Here is a 17227-nt window from a genome sequence, read left to right as displayed (position 1 = left end):
GCGCCTAGCCCTTGCTCGCGATGCAGGCGACTCGGTCCATCAGGATCACCGCGTTATCGTTCTTCGCGGGCAAGCCTTGCTCCTACAAGGGGCGGTGTGAGGCTTTATGGGGTGTCCGGCTGGTTCGCCGGATGCGCCTTGATGAACGCAGGATGCGTCGCCGCCAACGCCGCCACTCGACGAATCCGCGGATACGCCTCAAGTGAAATGCTGAAGCGCTCAGCCGCGTACAGCTGTGGAATCAGGTAAACATCCGCCAGTCCCGGTTGCGGACCAAAGCAATAACCCTCATCGCCGATCAACTGCTCCACCGTCGCCAATCCCTGGCTGATCCAGTGCCCGATCCACTCCACCACTTGCGGTTCATCGTGCCCCAACTGCCGCAGCTTGTTGAGTACGCTGACGTTGTGCAGCGGATGCACGTCGCAACCAATCACTGCCGCCACGCCACGCTCATGGGCGCGCGCGGCGAGGTCTTTGGAGAGCAGCGGCACCTGTGGATAACGTTCCTCCAGGTATTCGATGATCGCCGGCGACTGGATCAGCAGTTCGCCTTCGTCGGTGCGCAAGGCCGGCACCCGGCCTTGTGGATTAATGCTCAGATACGGCGGCTGTCGATGTTCACCACCTGGCGGCGCGATCAGGTTGATCGGCAGCGCCTGGTAATCCAGCCCCTTGAGCGCCAACGCAATGCGCACCCGATAGGACGATGTCGAACGGTAGTAGGTATAGAGTTCCATGACCCGATCCTCTTAGCGTGCCGGCAGCACTTTGCCGCGGCACTCGCCGAAACCGATGGAGGCAAAACCCTCGCGGTTGCAACGGGCACGCAGGATGATTTCGTCGCCGTCCTCAAGAAATTTACGCACCTCGCCAGACGCGAGTTCGATCGGCTTTTTACCGCCCTCGGTGATTTCCAGCAGGCTGCCGAACTGACCGTTCTCCGGCCCCGACAACGTGCCCGAACCGAACAGGTCACCGGCCTGCAACTGGCAGCCGTTGACGCTGTGGTGCGCGACCAATTGCGCCACGGTCCAGTACATGTGTTGGGTATTGCTGAGGGTCAGGCGATGGGCCGGCAGGTTTTGTTCGCGCAGGCCTTCGGTGAGCAGCAGCACTTCCAGTTCGATGTCGAAAGCACCCGCCGCTTGATCGCGTTTATCGAACAGGTACGGCAGTGGCTGTGGATCGCCTTCCGGACGTGCCGGCTGAGCGCGACGGAACGGCTCCAGCGCTTCGGCCGTCACCACCCAAGGCGAGATGCTGGTGATGAAACTCTTCGACAGGAACGGCCCCAGCGGCTGGTATTCCCAAGCCTGAATATCTCGCGCCGACCAGTCGTTGAGCAGGCAGAAACCGGCGATGTGATCGGCAGCATCACCGATGGCGATCGAGTCGCCCATCTCGTTGCCCTGACCGATCCAGATGCCCAGTTCCAGCTCATAATCCAGACGTGCACACGGGCCAAAGGTTGGCTCGGTCTGGCCGGCTGGCAGCGTCTGGCCTTTCGGACGGCGAACATCGGTGCCCGACGGGCGAATGGTCGAAGCGCGGCCGTGATAACCGATCGGCACGTACTTGTAGTTCGGCAGCAGCGGGTTGTCGGGACGGAACAGTTTGCCGACATTTTGCGCGTGCTCGATGCCGACGTAGAAGTCGGTGTAATCGTTGATTTTCGCTGGCAGGTGCATCTCGCAATTCGCCGCCAGTGGCAGCAGTTTTGCGCCTTGGGCTTCGATCTTGCCGTGCAGGGTGCTGCCTTCTTTGAACAGTTCCAGCAGGCGTTCGCGCAGGGCAACACGAGCGTCACGGCCCAGTTCGAAGAACGCGTTCAGCTGACCGCCACGGGTGGCTTCGACTGCAGTTTTTGCGACGCCATCGAATAGGCCGGCGTCCAGTGCAGCTTCCAGGTCAAAGATATGTTCGCCAATGGCCACGCCACTGCGCGGTGCCGACCCCTTCACGCTGAACACGCCCAGCGGCAGGTTCTGCAGAGGGAAATCAGCATGGCCGTTGGCGGAGGCAACCCAGCTACGAGTGATGGAAGTCTGAGTCATGGGTTATCTCCGGGTCGGGTCGAAAGTGGCGGGCAGCGTGGCCCAGCAGGCATCGTAGTTGTTTTGCAGTTGTGGGCAGTCGAGGGCGAATCGGCTCGGGCGCAGCACCTGGCTGGTCTCGAACATGAAGGCCATGGTGTTGTCGATTTTCGCTGGTGCGAGTTCGGCGTTGATCGCCTTGGTGCAGGTTTCACCATCCGGGCCGTGGGCGCTCATGCAGCTGTGCAAGGAAGCGCCGCCGGGCACGAAGCCTTCGGCTTTGGCGTCGTACTCGCCCTTGATCAGGCCCATGAATTCGTTCATCAGGTTGCGGTGGAACCACGGTGGCCGGAAGGTTTTCTCGGCGACCATCCAGCGTGGCGGGAAGATCACGAAGTCAAGATTGGCCTGACCGTGAACGCTGGTCGGCGAGGTCAGGACGGTAAAGATCGACGGATCCGGGTGGTCGAAACTGACCGTGCCGATGGTGTTGAAACGACGCAGGTCATATTTGTACGGCACGTTGTTGCCGTGCCAGGCGACCACGTTTAGCGGCGAATGATCAAGCTCACAGCCCCACAACTGGCCGAGGAATTTCTGCACCAGCGTGGTCGGCTGCTTGAGGTTTTCGTAATGCGCGACTGGGGCCAAGAAGTCCCGCGCGTTGGCCAGGCCGTTGCTGCCGATCGGCCCCAGGTCCGGCAGGCGCAGTGGCGCGCCGTGGTTCTCGGCAATGTAGCCGCGGGCTTGCGGATCGAGCAGTTCAACGCGAAATTTCAGGCCGCGTGGCAGCACGGCGATTTCCAGCGGCTCCAGTTCCAGCACGCCCAGTTCCGTTGCGATGCGCAGACGTCCCAGCTCCGGTACCAGCAGCAGTTCACCATCGGCGTTGAAAAACACGCGCTCCATGGAACGGTTGGCGCGGTAGGTATAAATGCTGATCCCGGCCGGTTTTTCCGCGCCGGAGTTGGCAGCCATGCTCACCAGCCCATCGATGAAATCGGTTGGCTCGGTCGGTATATCCAGCGGATTCCAGCGCAGGCGATTGGGGGTCACTTCACCCAACGGCCCGCCGGCCAGTTGCCGATCCAGTTTGACGAACGCCGGGTGATTGGCCGACGGCTGAATACGGTACATCCAGGTGCGCCGCGCTTCGCTGCGGGCCATGGTGAACGCCGTACCGGAGAACAGTTCGGTGTAGAGACCGTACGGGGCTTTTTGCGGGGAGTTCTGGCCGACGGGCAGTGCGCCAGGCAACGCTTCGCTGCTGAATTCGTTACCGAAGCCGGACTGATAAGCCAGCTCGGGCGCCGTTGAATCGAGGTTCATGGAGCCTCCTGAACAGGGAGTAGGCATGGCCTGTCGCTCCATTCAAGAGGTCTGGGCACGCCCGGGTTATTTTTATCGTAATTCGATTACGCTTAACGTAATTTGATTGGTATTGACCGTCAAGCTATAAAGACGCCCATTCGTCCCGGGATCAGACCGCCTCCATGGAAACGCCGCGCAGCAACGATAAACAGAAAGTCCGCTCGGCCGAGGTCGGCACTGACATCCTCAAGGCCCTGGCCGAGTTGTCGCCATCGACTTCACTGTCGCGCCTGGCCGAACACGTACAGATGCCGGCGAGCAAGGTTCACCGCTATCTACAGGCGCTGATCGCCAGCGGTTTTGCTGAACAGAATGCTGCCACCAACCATTACGGTCTGGGCCGCGAAGCCTTGCGTGTAGGGCTGGCAGCACTCAACAGTATGGACGTGCTGAAAGTCGGCGCCCTGCCCTTGGCCGAGTTGCGTGACGATCTGAATGAAACCTGCTTTATAGCGGTGTGGGGCAATCAAGGCGCGACCGTGGTGCACATCGAACCGGCGGTGCGCGCGGTGACGGTGGTGACTCAGTTGGGTTCGGTGTTGCCGTTGCTCAGTTCGTCCACAGGGCTGGTGTTTGGCGCCTATCTGCCAAAGCGTGAAACCGTGGACTTGCGCGAGCAGGAACTGCAAAGCAGCGCTTCACATGCGCTGGCGGACGATCAAGCCTTTAAGGCGTTGTGCGAACAGATCCGCGAACGCGGTCTGCATCATGTGCATGGTTTGCTGATGCCGGGGGTCGATGCGTTGTCGGCACCGGTATTCAATGCTGTCGGGCATGTTGCGGCGGTGATGACCATTGTCGGCCCGGCATCATTGTTTCACGCCGATGAAAACGGCCCGGCGGCGCAGCGGTTGTTGGCTGCGACGCGGGCCGTGAGTTGGCGGATGGGCTATCAGCCGATCCCGGATTCATCGACATAATGATTAGTGCAGCACACTTTTAAAGTTAAACAACGTAATGCATCAGACGATATACGGGAGGGATATCTTGTCTCAGCCGTTACAGCAGACGAGTTTTGCTGTCGAGGGCTTGTGGATCATCGAGAATAGCTTGAATGGCCTCGAGCGCCCGTGAAGGCAAACTCTGATGCCCGGTCGCCTGGCTGTAAAACTTCTGAACCGAATACATATCACCCGCCAATCCGATAAAGTCCTTCACCAACTTGGTTGGCTGGGTCTTGTTGTAAGCGGCTTTACCCAGCGACCCCAGTTCGATCAGTGCATCCAGAAAATGCATTGCCGCAGTGGCGCGATCCCCGTCGTTATAGGCTTCGGCACCTTCCAGCACACTTTTGGTGAACAACACCACACTCAGTGCAATGCCCACCGGCGGAATCACCACGCTGACAACGGTGGCTGCAGCCTGCACCGCGTCGAACACCAACTTGAAGATGATTTCGTCGAGGCTTTTGGTCTTTTCATCGACATCGAAAATCGTGCGATAAATCAGATCGTCATAACTGCTGCCCAGGTCTCTGACGCGACTGTTGAGTGCCAGAACCGGGGCATCATTGAAGTTGCCAGCTTCCTCCATATCTGTGATGTACGTATGCACCACCCGCTGATCCTTAAAACGAACCCGATTATAGAAATAGTTGCCGAACTTGAGTTTCTTCACGGCGGATACAAACTCCGAATGAGGACGAATCAGTCGGCCGTCAGGTGCGTCAGGCGTATACAGGAACTCCTCAATCCGATCAGCCATCACCAATCGGAAAACGAATACACCGACCACCAGTTTTCCTTTCAAATACAACTTGAACATGGCGCTGAAGCGAACATCACCCGGATGTTCACCCATGGGATTCATCGTTCGTGTGTCAATTTTTTCCAGGTCTTCAATAACAGTCATCAGTTGCCGATACTGCTCGGCAGTCAAACGACCGTTAAAACGCTCCTGCATTACCCCTACTTTCATTTGGCGGCGCTGGAGCTCAAGGTGAACCGCTCGTTTAAACGCACCCTCGGGATGGTTTCTATCCAAATGCTTCGAGCGCAGCATTTCGATGTACTTTTCGCCTGGGCGCAGCGTACGCGACCAGCCGGCAATATCCCGGATATCAAGTTCGCTGATCGGCGGATGATCATGTTCCAGAGTAAATCGCGGATAGCTCCACGGCGTCTGTTTTTCATCGGCGTAAAAGTGCGTTTCGGTGCTGATCAGTTCGGTCAGCGTCATGCCCAATTGCGGACTGACGGATACAAAGATGCGATCAGGATTGACCGTTGCCCGCTCCCCCCTTTCAGCCAGAACTTGTTCGATTCGCTGTTTAATCAGATCGAAGCAGAACTTGCCGTAGGGAATGAAACCGCCCTCACGTGTGGCAATGACATGCAAAGCCTTGAGTTCGCACCGAGCGCGAGCAAAGTCCTGGCGTTGAGCGTCGGAAGCCGCGCGATAAGCGTAAGGTGTCCGGGACTCTTCCTCGGCCACTCGCCAGGCGCGAATGTTTTCAATGGTGGCGGTCAGTACTTCAGCGCCTTTGTAAGGCGATGCAACCAGACTCACTCCTTTCCAGGTACTCGGCAGACGTTCGACTTGTTTCAGATAGGTGGCAATGGCTTCTCGATCCACACTGTGGGATTGCCAGGTCAGGTAGTCCCGACCTTTGTCGTCTATTGTCCATTCGCCAACCCGTATGCCTACATGTTGCAAATTCTGGCATTCGTACCAGTCCTGTCCACCTGGCGAGCCTGGCGCATACAGCAAGAAACCGTCCTGACCATCGCGTCTTGCGACCAGAATCAACTGCTGAAGCGCACGCGTGTTGTCGATGAGGCGCACGCCATCAATAGTGAATGCCTGGTCGCCGAACAAGGCAGAGACAATCCGTGCGGAGCTTTCTTCGTTAATGTGCTTCTGATGGCTAGCAGCCAACGCACTCAGCAACAGGCGCTGGCTCATGACGTTCTTCAAGGCTTGCATGACTTCTTGACGCTGATACTGAGAACGAAACTGGGCACCGTAGGCAGCCCGGGCATCGGCGCTCATCATCTCTTCAAACCATTGCTGATTCAGCTCGGCGGGAAGTCCGTCACCCTTGAATACGAGTTCGGCCCTTTGCCCCTCCTCGTAAAGGCCGTAGATGAACTGCTCGGTCAGGGTACGAGTATCTTCCTGCTCGATCTTCCGACCTCCCACCTGGAATGTATAACGGGCATTACACACAATTTCATCGGCATCCCGGTCCTGGTCAAACTCCAGTTTAATGTTCTGATTGACGATACTACGGGCATAGTCTTTGAGCGAGCTGAAGTGCCCCAACTGTTTTTTCAACTCACTCTCCCTCGCCACCAGCGATGCTTCATGCTCTAAATAGAGTTCGCGATCTTCCTGAGCTATTCCGTTCAGCCACGAGGGTGTTGCGTTGGCAATCAACGCCTTTGCATTAAACAAACTGTTCATATTCATCGTCCTTTGTTAACACGTTTATGCCTGACAGGGTGTCAAAGCACTTAGCGAAAACTTACGCCAGAACAATGCAAAGCAACACGACTCAAAAAACACAACATATTATAGACGCGAACAACTTATTACCGGAAACAAAAACACACAAGAGCAGACACATATAAGCAAATCAAACACAGACACCTTTTACGCGCACACACCCAATAACTTAGCCTTCGCAACAGCTTGCGTTCTGCGCTCAACCCCCAACTTTCCATTAATTCTACGGGCGTGAGTTTTTACTGTATGTAACGAGATGAACAATACATCGGCAATCTGTTGATTGGAGTTGCCCTGCGCGATCAACTGTAAAACTTCAAGTTCCCGTTTACTGAGGGGACTGGAACTGTGAGCCTCAACAGACAGTTCAGTGATCGACACCTGCGCTGCAGATGTAAGTAGCCACTGGGGTTGTCGTAATTGCAACTCGCGCCACGCTTGCCGCCCTTGGCAACGGCTGATCATTTGCTCCCCTTCTTGCAAAGCGGCAGTGGCCAGATGCGATTCACCCTGAAGCCAGATCACTTCGGCCCGCGCCAGATGCAACTCCGCTTCGAGGGCGTACATACCGTTAGCGTGCGCATTGTCGATCAGAGTTTGAAGCAACGCTGCGGCGTTGCTGAGCTGTTGCAGATAAACCTCGGCCAGAATCAACAGACACTCAATCCGCGGAACAAGCTCCAGTGTTGCCGGGGGAGCCTGGCGAGCCTGCGGCCCACAATAATGACGCAGTACCCGCGTCAGTGCCTCATGGGCCAGTTGCGGTCGCCCCTGCTGTAACCAGAACTGGCTGCTGACTTGCAACAGGACGCCGCGATAGACGGTATCCGGAATTTGCCGCTGCTGCATCAGCCGTTCAGCATCGCGCAATTGGATAAACGCCTGGGTGTAATCACCCTGATTGGCCGCCAGCTGCGCGAGACCAAGAAATCCATATAACACACGCTTGTCGTGACTGTGCAGACACAACTCGAGACCGCGCTGAAAGCACTCGCGTGCGTGTTCATCCTGGCCCATGGTCAACGCCAGTCGCCCACGTCGCAAAGCGATACGTCCAAGCAACGGCGCGGGCCGGTCGGCCTGCTGGCAGAGCAGTTCATGTATGTTGAACAACAAACTCTCGGCGCGAGCCGGGGCGCCACGCTGCTCCAGCCATTGCGCATGATCGAGCTCCATCAGGCCCTCGAACACCAGCGAACCTTGCGCCCGCGCCAGGCACAGCGCGTCGCGGTTGTGGGCTTGCGCCACGTCGAGTTCGCCCCTTAGCAAAGCCTGTTGCGTCAAACCGGACAAACACATCAGGCGCGCCGTCCAACAGTCAGGATCGAGCGCGCTCAACGCGTCAAGAAAGTGCGCGCGCGAAGCCTCCATTCGTCCCTGTAAATGCAGCAACCAACCCTGCAGGGCCTGCCAACGTGCAATCAGTTGACGCTGAAGCACCGCCGAGGGTTGAGGCGTGAAATGCGCCAAATGCGCGATACAGGCGGTCGCCTGTTCGAAACGTCCGGCGAACAACAGCGCAGCTGTAATCAATCCGACCAATTGCGGGCTGCCCAGCGTCAGTTCTTCGCCTTGCTGCTCATGCAAACGCAACAACAGCACCACCGTTTGCTCCTCGAACAAATGCTCGAAACTGAAGTGCTGCAACAGGCTGACCGCCACTTCGTATTCCTCGGCGAGCAAGGCCTGTTCGAAGGCCGATTTCCAGTCCTGTTCGGTACAGAACCATTGGCAGGCACGCCGATGCCAGGAGCGTCCCGCCGGCCATTGCTCATCGCGCAACAACTGTGTGAACGGGGTGAATATCTGCAGCCAATCGGTGGAGTCCCCCCACGGTTCGATAAAACAGCCCAGCGTTTGCAAGGTCCGCAAGTACTGAGCGCCCTCTCCGGCCCCGAACAGGTGATCGCACAGCCGGGCATTGAAGCGGGGCAAGTGGGCCAGCACGCGCCAGGCCTCGCTCAACTCAGGCGTCAGCGAGCTGAACAACTCATGCTCCAGGTAATCGAGCAAGGTGTCCGCCCGTCCCTGGGGTTTGTCCTGACGCGACCAGTCGCATTTCTGCAGCAATGCAATCCGCACACCGGCACACCAGCCGCCGGTGCGCTGGATGATCCGCCTGGCCACCTTGCTGGTCTGTTCCGGTACCCATGGCTGCACTATCTGCTCGACTTCACCTGGCGTGAAAGCCAGCGAAGTGCTTTCGCACTCGTACAACTCATCGGCGAGCAGCAACCTTGGCCAGTTGCAGGGCGGCCGGCGGCGAGCACCCAGCCACCAGGTCAGCATCGGACTGCTGATCGCCAGCATGCGATCCAGTAGCAGGTCCAGCTCCGGGTTTGGCAGGCGGCAATAGTCATCGAGAAACAGCCAGGTCGGCGTCTGCAATCGCGCCAGATAGCCCAGCAACTCTGTTTCACTCGACGAAGCCAGCCCCAGCGTCTCTGCCAGACGATGACGAAAATCCGCCGCACTCGCCGCCATGCCAGACAATGGCAACCAGAACACACGGCACTGCAGCGGGGCCTGTAACAGGCATTCGGCGAGCAGCGCTGTCTTGCCACTGCCGGCCGGCGCGCAGAGCAATTTCACCCGTGCCGTGGAGGCCAACAACGGCTCGGTCAAGCGAGCCCGTGACAGGTGATGAGTGGACAGACGGGGCAGGAATCCAGGACGGTCCAGACACGGGATCATGGCGGTCATTGCGGCGTGCCTTTTTATAATTGTCCGGCAACCCTAGCCCTCTCTAACCCGCTTGTTGAGAAGTATTCAGCACGCTGATTGGCAGCCATAAAAAAGGCGACCACCCGGTCGCCTTTTGTACTGCCGATGTATCAAAACCCTTACCGAACGCCCTCGGCGCGCAAGGCCGATGGCGTGTAGTCGGCAGCCTTGGCTTCGAAGCCGAATTCGAAACTGTGCTTCTCTTCGTTCTTCATTCCCAGGGCAATGTATCGGCCGGCAATGATGTCGTAGAGCGCTTCGAGGGTGTAGGCCGGAGTCTGGTGATCGTAGTAGTACTGAGCGTGCCCCTCAGCTACTCGCCACAGCTGACCGCGACCGTCGTAGTGGTCCGCCAGTGCCACTTGCCAGCTGTCTTCGTCGAGGTACATGTGGCGTTTGGCGTAGATATGCCGTTCGCTCGGCTTGACCGTACCGATCACTTCCCAGACCCGGTGTAACTCATAACGGGTCAGGTCCTGATTGATGTGCCCAGCCTTGACGATGTCGTCGTACTTGAGGCTCGGCGAGTCGAGTTTGTAGCTGTTGTAAGGGATGTACATTTCCTTCTTGCCGACCAGTTTCCAGTCGTAGCGATCCGGTGCGCCGGAGAACATGTCGAAGTTGTCGGACGTGCGCAGGCCGTCCGCCGCAGTACCCGGCCCGTCATAAGCCACTTGCGGTGCGCGACGCACACGACGCTGGCCGGCGTTGTAGATCCACGCCAGACGCGGCTCTTTCACCTGATCGAGGGTTTCGTGCACCAGCAACACGTTACCCGCCAGACGCGCAGGTGCCGTCACCGATTGCTTGAAGAAGGTCAGCACGTTGGCGGCTTTTTCCGGGTCCAGGTCCTTCATCAGTTGCGGTACGGCGATCTCTTCTTCGAAGCGGATCGGCGTGTAGCTGCCGTTCGTTTGCGGGGTCACCTGAGTGATGATCCGGCGCAGGTTGCCGCCGTGATAGCGGGTGATGTGGTTCCACAGCACTTCGACGCCGGTCTTCGGAATCGGGAAGGCGTAGTAGCGGTTGCCGGTGAAGTTGGCCAGGCCGTTACCGTCGTTGATGCTGTTCACGTTCAGTGCGCTGCGCTTGGCCGACTCGTAAATCTCCGGGGGTAGGGCCACGGTGCGGTGGGTCGGATAGACTGGGATCTTGTAGGTTTCCGGGTAGCGCTTGAACATCGCTACCTGGCCATCCGAGAGCTTGTCCTTGTACTTGTCGACCGTCGCGGCGGTGATGGTGAACAGCGGTTTTTCACTGGCGAACGGGTCGGCCAGGAAACCTTTGCTGTCGACTGCGCCAGCGTTTTTCGGGATGCCACCGGTCCATGCCGGGATCGAGCCATCGGCATTGCCGGCCTTCTCGGCGCCCACCGGCGTGAGGCTGGTGCCCAGCTTGTTGGCTTCTTCCGGCGAGACCGCCGCCATCACGTTGGCAGCCAGCAGACTCAAGGCCAGGGCGCCGCATTGCAGAATCATCTTGCGCATCAAATTCATCCTTCTCAGCCAGATCAGAAGTTCACGCCGAAGCTCAGCGCCAGGAAGTCGCGGTCTTCCAGGGTGTTGTAGTCACCGCCGAAGAAATCGGTGTAACTGAGGCTCGCGGTATAGGTGTTGCGGTAGTCGGCATCGACGCCGACGCTGACGGCCTTGGCGCCTTCGTTAAACAGACCGTTGGGGCCGTAGCCGGCGACGTCGTGGGACCAGGACAGGTTGGGCTTGAGGTTGATCCCGCCGATCACGTTGGCGTAATCGAGAATTGCCCGGGCGCGGTAGCCCCAGGAAGTCGAGGTGACGAAACCGTCGGTATCGCCGCCAAAACCGTATTGGCCATAGACCGAGTCACGGCCGTAACGCAGCTTGGTTCGCGACTCCAGGCCACCGACGTGCACCACCGCCGCCTCACCGACCAGGGTCAGCCGCTGGGCACCCAGCACTTGGTCGAAAAAGTGCGTCAGGGTGCTCTGGACCTGGGTCACTTCCTTGCGGCGGTAGCCTTTGTTGTCGGCACCTGGCGTGGTGGCGATAGGCGATGCCGCGCCGCCTGCGATCGGGTTGAGCAAGGCCAGGGTCAGGTCGTTGGTGTTGACTTGCACCGGAGCGTTGGGGCGATAGCTGATCTCGCCGGTCCACGCCGTACCGGTAGACAAGGTGGTGGAAAAGCTCGCGCCATAGAGACGAATGTCTTCCGGGTACTCAAGGTAATACTGGCCGCGTCCGAGCATCACACTCTGAGCCAGTGCCGACCCGGTACCGGGCGCGATTCTGTTGGCGGCACCGACGATGGCCGGGATCCGTGCCAGCGTTGTCAGGCCGGCAGTGGTAGTGCCGACCGTCGGGCTACGGCTGTGATAGTTCATGAAGTACAGGCCGTACTCGGTATCGTCGCCGAGCCAGCGCAGCGCCGTCCCCCACTGCCCGGAATCGCGAGCATCGCGGTCCCCTCCGCGCGGGACGATCACACCTTCCCTACTGACTTCGAAGCCTTGGCCAAACGCTGCAGCGATCGGTTGCAACGGTGCGATCGCCGGGCTGGCAACCGTGTAATTCTTGTTGCAGCCGTCTGCCACCACGTCGTTGCCGAAGAAGGTGCCGCAGTTGTCGACGACAGTCTGGTCCCACTCCAGTTGATAGAAACCTTCCACCGAGAGTTGGTCGGTCAGGCTTTGGGAGGCGAACAGCATGTTCACCGGAATCAGGCCTTCCTTGATTTCGGCGCCAGGACGGCGGAACGCTGAAACGTCGATCGGGTTGATGCTGTTGATCGAGTTGCCGATGAAGGTACTTTCACCCCAACTGACCACCTGCTTACCGGCGCGCACAGTGCCCGGCAGATCGGCGATGGAATAGTTGTGATAGACGAAGGCGTCGAGCAACTGCGCCCCGGAAGACTTGGCGCCTTCTTTACGGCCGCTGTCACTGATCGGTTTGAACTCGCGATCCTCGTCCTTGAGTTCGAAGTCGTACCAGTACTTGCCCCGCACGAACACCCCGGTGTCGCCGTACTTCAATTCGAGGTCATGAATACCCTTGAATATCTTGGAGAAGGTTTCGCCCTTCTTGAAGTTCAGCCGCCCGTCATCCCCGGTCGAAGACTGGCCCGTACCACCGTTGACCGTGCCCACTAGAGACTTGTCGGCATCACGCATGCCCCAGCTCGCGCCGACGGACAGCGAAGAGTCGAAGGTCCCCTCGATTTCCCCGATGTTGAATGAAACAGCCTGCGCCTGGGCGCAGCAACCCAAGGCAACCGCAGCGGCGAGCGCTTGCGGTGTGAAGATGGCGCGCATTGTTGTTTTTGTCATGCGTCTTCCCCGGTGAGTGACAGAAGGCCCCACCCTACTGCCGCACGTTGGGAGCGATAAGCGCACCAAGGAGGTATTCGCGGTGTACCTCCAAAGGATGAATGCCCGCATGGGGCGGCGTTTTGCGCCGGTTATGGATGGGCTGGATGGGGGGTTATCAACGCGACGCATGGCGTGTGGGAGGGGTCTGTCAGCACTGTTACTCATGCTGCAACAGTTCATGTCATGAATCGCTATTTTTCCTTTTGGCTCAAGGCCTTATTCTTGCCGGGCTTTCACGGCAAACGGCCGGAAAGCACGAAACAATGGCGGTGGCCAGTCCACGCCATGGGTAACAGATTTCAGAGGAGTTGAAGATGTTCGACTCATCGCCCCGTGTTCACTGACGTTGATTTATTGCTCCTTGATCAATCGTCTTACTTTGGCCGCTGCGTTTGCAGCGGCCTTTTTTATGGGGGATGGTTTTATAGCGATGGCAAAGATTTGCAGAAGTAAAAGTGGCGCCCATTACTTAATCCACTCTAACTTTCTATTACCTACACACCTCTCGGAAAGCGACTACATAGATCTGTAATCACGCGAAGCACCCTCGCGATTAAGGTTAAAAACAAGTCAGCCATTCTTTTGCACGCTGACTCTAACCCAATTAATTGCGAGCAATCTGTTCATGAAACCTATCGACTACAACAAGTACCGCTCCACCAAAAGCTTCAACACCCGCGTACGCTTTCTGATCTTCCACTACACAGCCGGCAACTTCTCCAGTTCGGTCAATGCACTCATCGGTCCGAATGTCAGCGCCCACTACCTGGTTCCCGACATCACCGATCCGAGCTACTTGAAAGCAGGTTATACCGGGCAGGAAGTTTTCAATCTCGTCGACGAAACCAAGCGCGCGTGGCATGCAGGCGTCAGCACCTGGGGCAATCGAAGTAATCTGAACGACACGTCTATCGGCGTTGAAATCGTCAACCTTGCAACGTTTAGCCAAGGGGTTTTCAACTTTCCGCCGTATCAGCCAGAACAAATTGCCGCCATTGAAGAATTGGCGTTAAACATCCTTGAACGTTACCCGGATATCAGCCCGACCCAGGTTCTGGGGCATTCGGATATTGCGGTCGGCCGCAAGAGTGACCCAGGGCCGAAATTCCCCTGGCATGCCCTTTACTTGAAAGGCGTCGGTGCCTGGTTCGACGAAGCCACCCGAGATATCTATCTGCAGCAATATTGCGAGACCGGCATTCCAGCCCGAAGCGACTTGCTCAAACTGTTCAAGACTTACGGGTACGACGTTTCCGGCGCATCAACCGAACAAGGCTTCACACACCTTGTTCGGGCCTTTCAGCTGCACTTTCGCCCGGAAATGTACGACGGGATCATAGATGCGCAAACGGCAGCGAATCTGGCGGCATTGGTTCACAAGTATTTTCCTTGAAAACCACTGCAAACCAGATGTCGGAACCGACTATCAAGAACCAGCAAGGTCAAAAAATGGTGACCTTGCTGGTTTCCATTAAATCGAATACTTCTGCAAATTCGCCATCATTTCCTTCAGCGCTTCAAGATTGTCCTGCGGATGCGCCGCGCCTTCGAAATCGCAGATCTGCTGCCAATGCGCCGCCACATCTTCCGGCGAGAACCCAATCCGCGGATCAAACCCCGCGCCGAGGCTTCGTTCCCAGCGCACCTTGCCCATCCAGCCGCCACCGACTTCAAACAGCCCGGAGGTTTCCTGGCAGTTCTCACTGGCGAGGTACACCACCAGCGGGCTGACCAGTTCCGGCTTGAGTTGTTCGAAGACTTGCGGCGGGATCAGGCCTTCAGTCATGCGCGTGCCGCCAGTAGGCGCGATTGCGTTGACCAGGATGTTGTTCTTGCGACCTTCAATGGCCAGGGTACGGGTCAGGCCGTAGAGACCAAGTTTGGCCATGCCGTAGTTGGACTGACCGAAGTTGCCGTAGATGCCCGAAGTCGAAGCGGTGAAAATCACGCGGCCATAATTTTGCTCGCGCAGGTGCGGCCAGGCGGCGCGGGTGACTTTATAGGCGCCTTCGACGTGGACGCGGTAAACCAGGTCCCAATCGGCGTCTTCCATTTTGTGGAAGGTTTTGTCCCGCAGGATCCCGGCGTTGTTGACCACTACATCGACGCGACCGAAGGTGTCCAAGGCGTTCTGAACGATTTTGTCGCCGTCGGTGACGGAATCATGGTTGGCCTCGGCGATGCCACCGGCCTCACGAATTTCGGCCACCACCCGGTCGGCCGCCGAAGCGTTTGCGCCTTCGCCCTGAGCCGAACCGCCGAGATCGTTGACCAGCACTTTGGCGCCCTGTTTGGCGAACAACAGCGCGTGGGCCCGGCCCAGGCCGCCGCCTGCACCCGTGATGATCACGACTTTATCTTCGAAGCGCACAGACTCATTCATTGGGGGACTCCAGCAGGCCAGGGGACAATAAGTTCCAGTGTCAGGCACGGCAATGCGAGTCACAACGAACTGGGGTGAGGCTGAATGGTGCGCGATAAGGCTGGGGGATAATCAGGAACAGGCGACCTTGCGCGGCGTTGAAACCAGCTGATCGCGAAACTCCAGATAATGCTTGAGCACCAGCCCCGGCGCCTCGGTTTGCGGGTAGTGACCAATACCGGGCAACAAGACCGTGTCCGGGTTCGGGATCAGTTCCCGATAACGCTTGACCATGTGCACGCCAGAGATCGGATCGACCTCACCATCGATCACCCGCAACGGCACTTCACCACGCTGCATTGCGCTGACCCAACGCTCGCGCTGGGCACGCCGCTCAGGGATGTAGGCGATCAATTTGTGCATGATCCGTGGCCCGTGATTGCTCTCGATCAGGCTCCAGAAATCATCCATCTCGCTCTCGGTAGGGCGGCTATGCGGACCGAAGATCTGCCGGAAACTCCTCACCAGACCGTCACGGGAAAAGGCTCGCCCGATCATCCAGCCCAAGGGGCTGAGCAGGAGCTTTTGCATCAGTATCGGACGATGGGTTTCGGGAAACAGGCCGCCATTGAGGAACACACAACTGGCGATATGAATGCACGCTTCGTAATGCCGGGCCAACAGTTCCTGAGCCACGCTGTCGCCATAATCGTGGGCCAACAGGTGCACCGACTGCTCGACCTTCAGGTGTGCCAGCAAGGCCTGTTGCAGATCGGCCTGCTCCAGCAGGCTGTATTCGTGGTCCACCGGTTTGGCCGAATCACCAAAGCCGAGCATGTCGCAGGCAATCACCCGATAGCGCTGGGTCAGAGGCTGCCAGAGGAAATGCCAGTCCCAACTGGCGGTCGGGAAGCCATGAATGAGCAACAGTGGCTCACCCTGCCCCGCCGTCCAGTAACGGATGGTCTGGCCACGGAATACGAACGTCTGGCCGCGTTTGCGCCAGACACACAGGGGAATCTCGGCGAGAGGCATTAGAGTTTATAACCCGGGTCTTGTTTATCGAGTTTGCGCAGCAGCGCTGGCCAGGCCAGTGCGCCGCCCATCCCTTGAGCACTTTTGGTGACGCCGGCGATCATCGCCTTGGCGCCCGCCAGAATCTGCGGTTCGATGGCGATCAACTCGGCGCCACCGTTCTGCGCCAGCACCTGGATATCGCAGGCGCGCTGGAAGGTGAACATCATCAGGAACGTATCGGCGATGGTGCCGCCGCAGGTCAGCAGACCGTGGTTGTGCAGCATCAGGAAATTGTTTTCGCCGAGATCGGCTTGCAGCCGCGCTTTCTCTTCATGGTTAAGCGCAACACCTTCGTAGGCGTGATAAGCCAGGCTGGACAGGACAAACAACGATTGTTGGCTGATCGGCAAAATGCCTTGTTTCTGCGCCGACACGGCGACACCGGCAGCGGTGTGGGTGTGCAGCACGCAGACGACATCGTGACGAACCTCGTGCACCGCGCTGTGGATGGTGTAACCGGCCGGGTTGATCTCGTAAGGACTGTCCATCAGCTTGTTGCCGGCCTGATCGACCTTGACCAGGCTGGACGCAGTAATCTCGTGGAACATCAGCCCGAACGGGTTGATCAGAAAGTCTTCGGTACCGGGGACCTTGGCCGAGATGTGGGTAAAAATCAGGTCATCCCAGCCATGCAGGGCGACCAGACGATAGCAGGCGGCAAGATCAACTCGGGTCTGCCATTCGGCGGCGCTGACCTGGTCTTTGACACTGTGTAGCGATTGGACTGGAGCTACGTTCACGGCAAGGAACCTCTAATTTTTATTCTTGGGGTTTCTATTGTTTACCGACGTTACACCAGTCTAGTCACGCCCCGGGGATCGTGTAGTTGCATTGGCAGCCAGCTTGATGGCCTAGCGAGTCAGT

General features: G+C 58.0%; 12 protein-coding genes. 2 read left to right on the top strand and 10 right to left on the bottom strand.

Annotation, left to right across the window (positions count from 1 at the left end; translation table 11 throughout):
* Positions 1-104: 104 nt before the first annotated feature.
* The 3 genes from maiA to hmgA are packed head-to-tail and all read right to left on the bottom strand — an operon-like array spanning position 105 to position 3365.
* A complete protein-coding gene (gene maiA / locus PMI27_RS02295) occupies positions 105-740 on the bottom strand; it encodes a maleylacetoacetate isomerase (RefSeq protein ID WP_008150651.1) in 636 nt (211 codons plus the stop codon).
* 12 nt (positions 741-752) lie between these two features.
* Positions 753-2057, bottom strand: a complete 1305-nt coding sequence (gene fahA / locus PMI27_RS02300) for a fumarylacetoacetase (protein WP_008150654.1) — start codon at positions 2055-2057, stop codon at positions 753-755.
* A gap of 3 nt (positions 2058-2060) precedes the next feature.
* Complete coding sequence (hmgA, locus tag PMI27_RS02305) at positions 2061-3365, bottom strand: homogentisate 1,2-dioxygenase (RefSeq protein ID WP_008150656.1); 1305 nt, start codon at positions 3363-3365, stop codon at positions 2061-2063.
* Between the two features lie 164 nt (positions 3366-3529).
* On the opposite strand from hmgA, the gene PMI27_RS02310 reads away from it, so the two are divergent.
* Complete coding sequence (locus PMI27_RS02310) at positions 3530-4327, top strand: IclR family transcriptional regulator (protein ID WP_008150657.1); 798 nt, start codon at positions 3530-3532, stop codon at positions 4325-4327.
* 79 nt (positions 4328-4406) lie between these two features.
* Here PMI27_RS02310 and PMI27_RS02315 read toward each other — a convergent pair whose 3' ends face one another.
* The 4 genes from PMI27_RS02315 to PMI27_RS02330 form a co-directional block, all read right to left on the bottom strand.
* Positions 4407-6812, bottom strand: a complete 2406-nt coding sequence (locus PMI27_RS02315; protein ID WP_008150661.1) for a dermonecrotic toxin domain-containing protein — start codon at positions 6810-6812, stop codon at positions 4407-4409.
* 189 nt (positions 6813-7001) lie between these two features.
* Entirely contained in the window at positions 7002-9557 is a 2556-nt protein-coding gene (locus tag PMI27_RS02320; RefSeq protein ID WP_008150664.1) for a LuxR C-terminal-related transcriptional regulator, read from the bottom strand.
* Between the two features lie 140 nt (positions 9558-9697).
* Positions 9698-11065, bottom strand: coding sequence for a DUF1329 domain-containing protein (locus PMI27_RS02325; protein WP_008150665.1), 1368 nt, complete (start codon positions 11063-11065; stop codon positions 9698-9700).
* A gap of 23 nt (positions 11066-11088) precedes the next feature.
* Positions 11089-12882: a DUF1302 domain-containing protein gene (locus tag PMI27_RS02330; RefSeq protein WP_008150667.1), complete on the bottom strand. Its 1794-nt coding sequence runs from the start codon at positions 12880-12882 to the stop codon at positions 11089-11091.
* A 667-nt stretch (positions 12883-13549) separates the two neighbouring features.
* On the opposite strand from PMI27_RS02330, the gene PMI27_RS02335 reads away from it, so the two are divergent.
* Complete coding sequence (locus PMI27_RS02335) at positions 13550-14317, top strand: N-acetylmuramoyl-L-alanine amidase (protein ID WP_008150669.1); 768 nt, start codon at positions 13550-13552, stop codon at positions 14315-14317.
* 78 nt (positions 14318-14395) lie between these two features.
* Here the strand turns inward: PMI27_RS02335 and PMI27_RS02340 are convergent, their stop codons facing one another.
* The 3 genes from PMI27_RS02340 to PMI27_RS02350 form a co-directional block, all read right to left on the bottom strand.
* Positions 14396-15307, bottom strand: a complete 912-nt coding sequence (locus tag PMI27_RS02340; protein ID WP_008150671.1) for an SDR family oxidoreductase — start codon at positions 15305-15307, stop codon at positions 14396-14398.
* A gap of 111 nt (positions 15308-15418) precedes the next feature.
* A complete protein-coding gene (locus tag PMI27_RS02345) occupies positions 15419-16321 on the bottom strand; it encodes an alpha/beta fold hydrolase (RefSeq protein ID WP_008150673.1) in 903 nt (300 codons plus the stop codon).
* Complete coding sequence (locus PMI27_RS02350) at positions 16321-17103, bottom strand: class II aldolase/adducin family protein (protein WP_008150676.1); 783 nt, start codon at positions 17101-17103, stop codon at positions 16321-16323. Before PMI27_RS02350 ends, PMI27_RS02345 begins: the two co-directional genes overlap by 1 nt.
* Positions 17104-17227 lie beyond the last annotated feature (124 nt).

The organism is Pseudomonas sp. GM41(2012), assembly GCF_000282315.2.
Classification (GTDB): Bacteria; Pseudomonadota; Gammaproteobacteria; order Pseudomonadales; family Pseudomonadaceae; genus Aquipseudomonas.
This window is presented reverse-complemented; position numbering and strand designations above follow the sequence as displayed.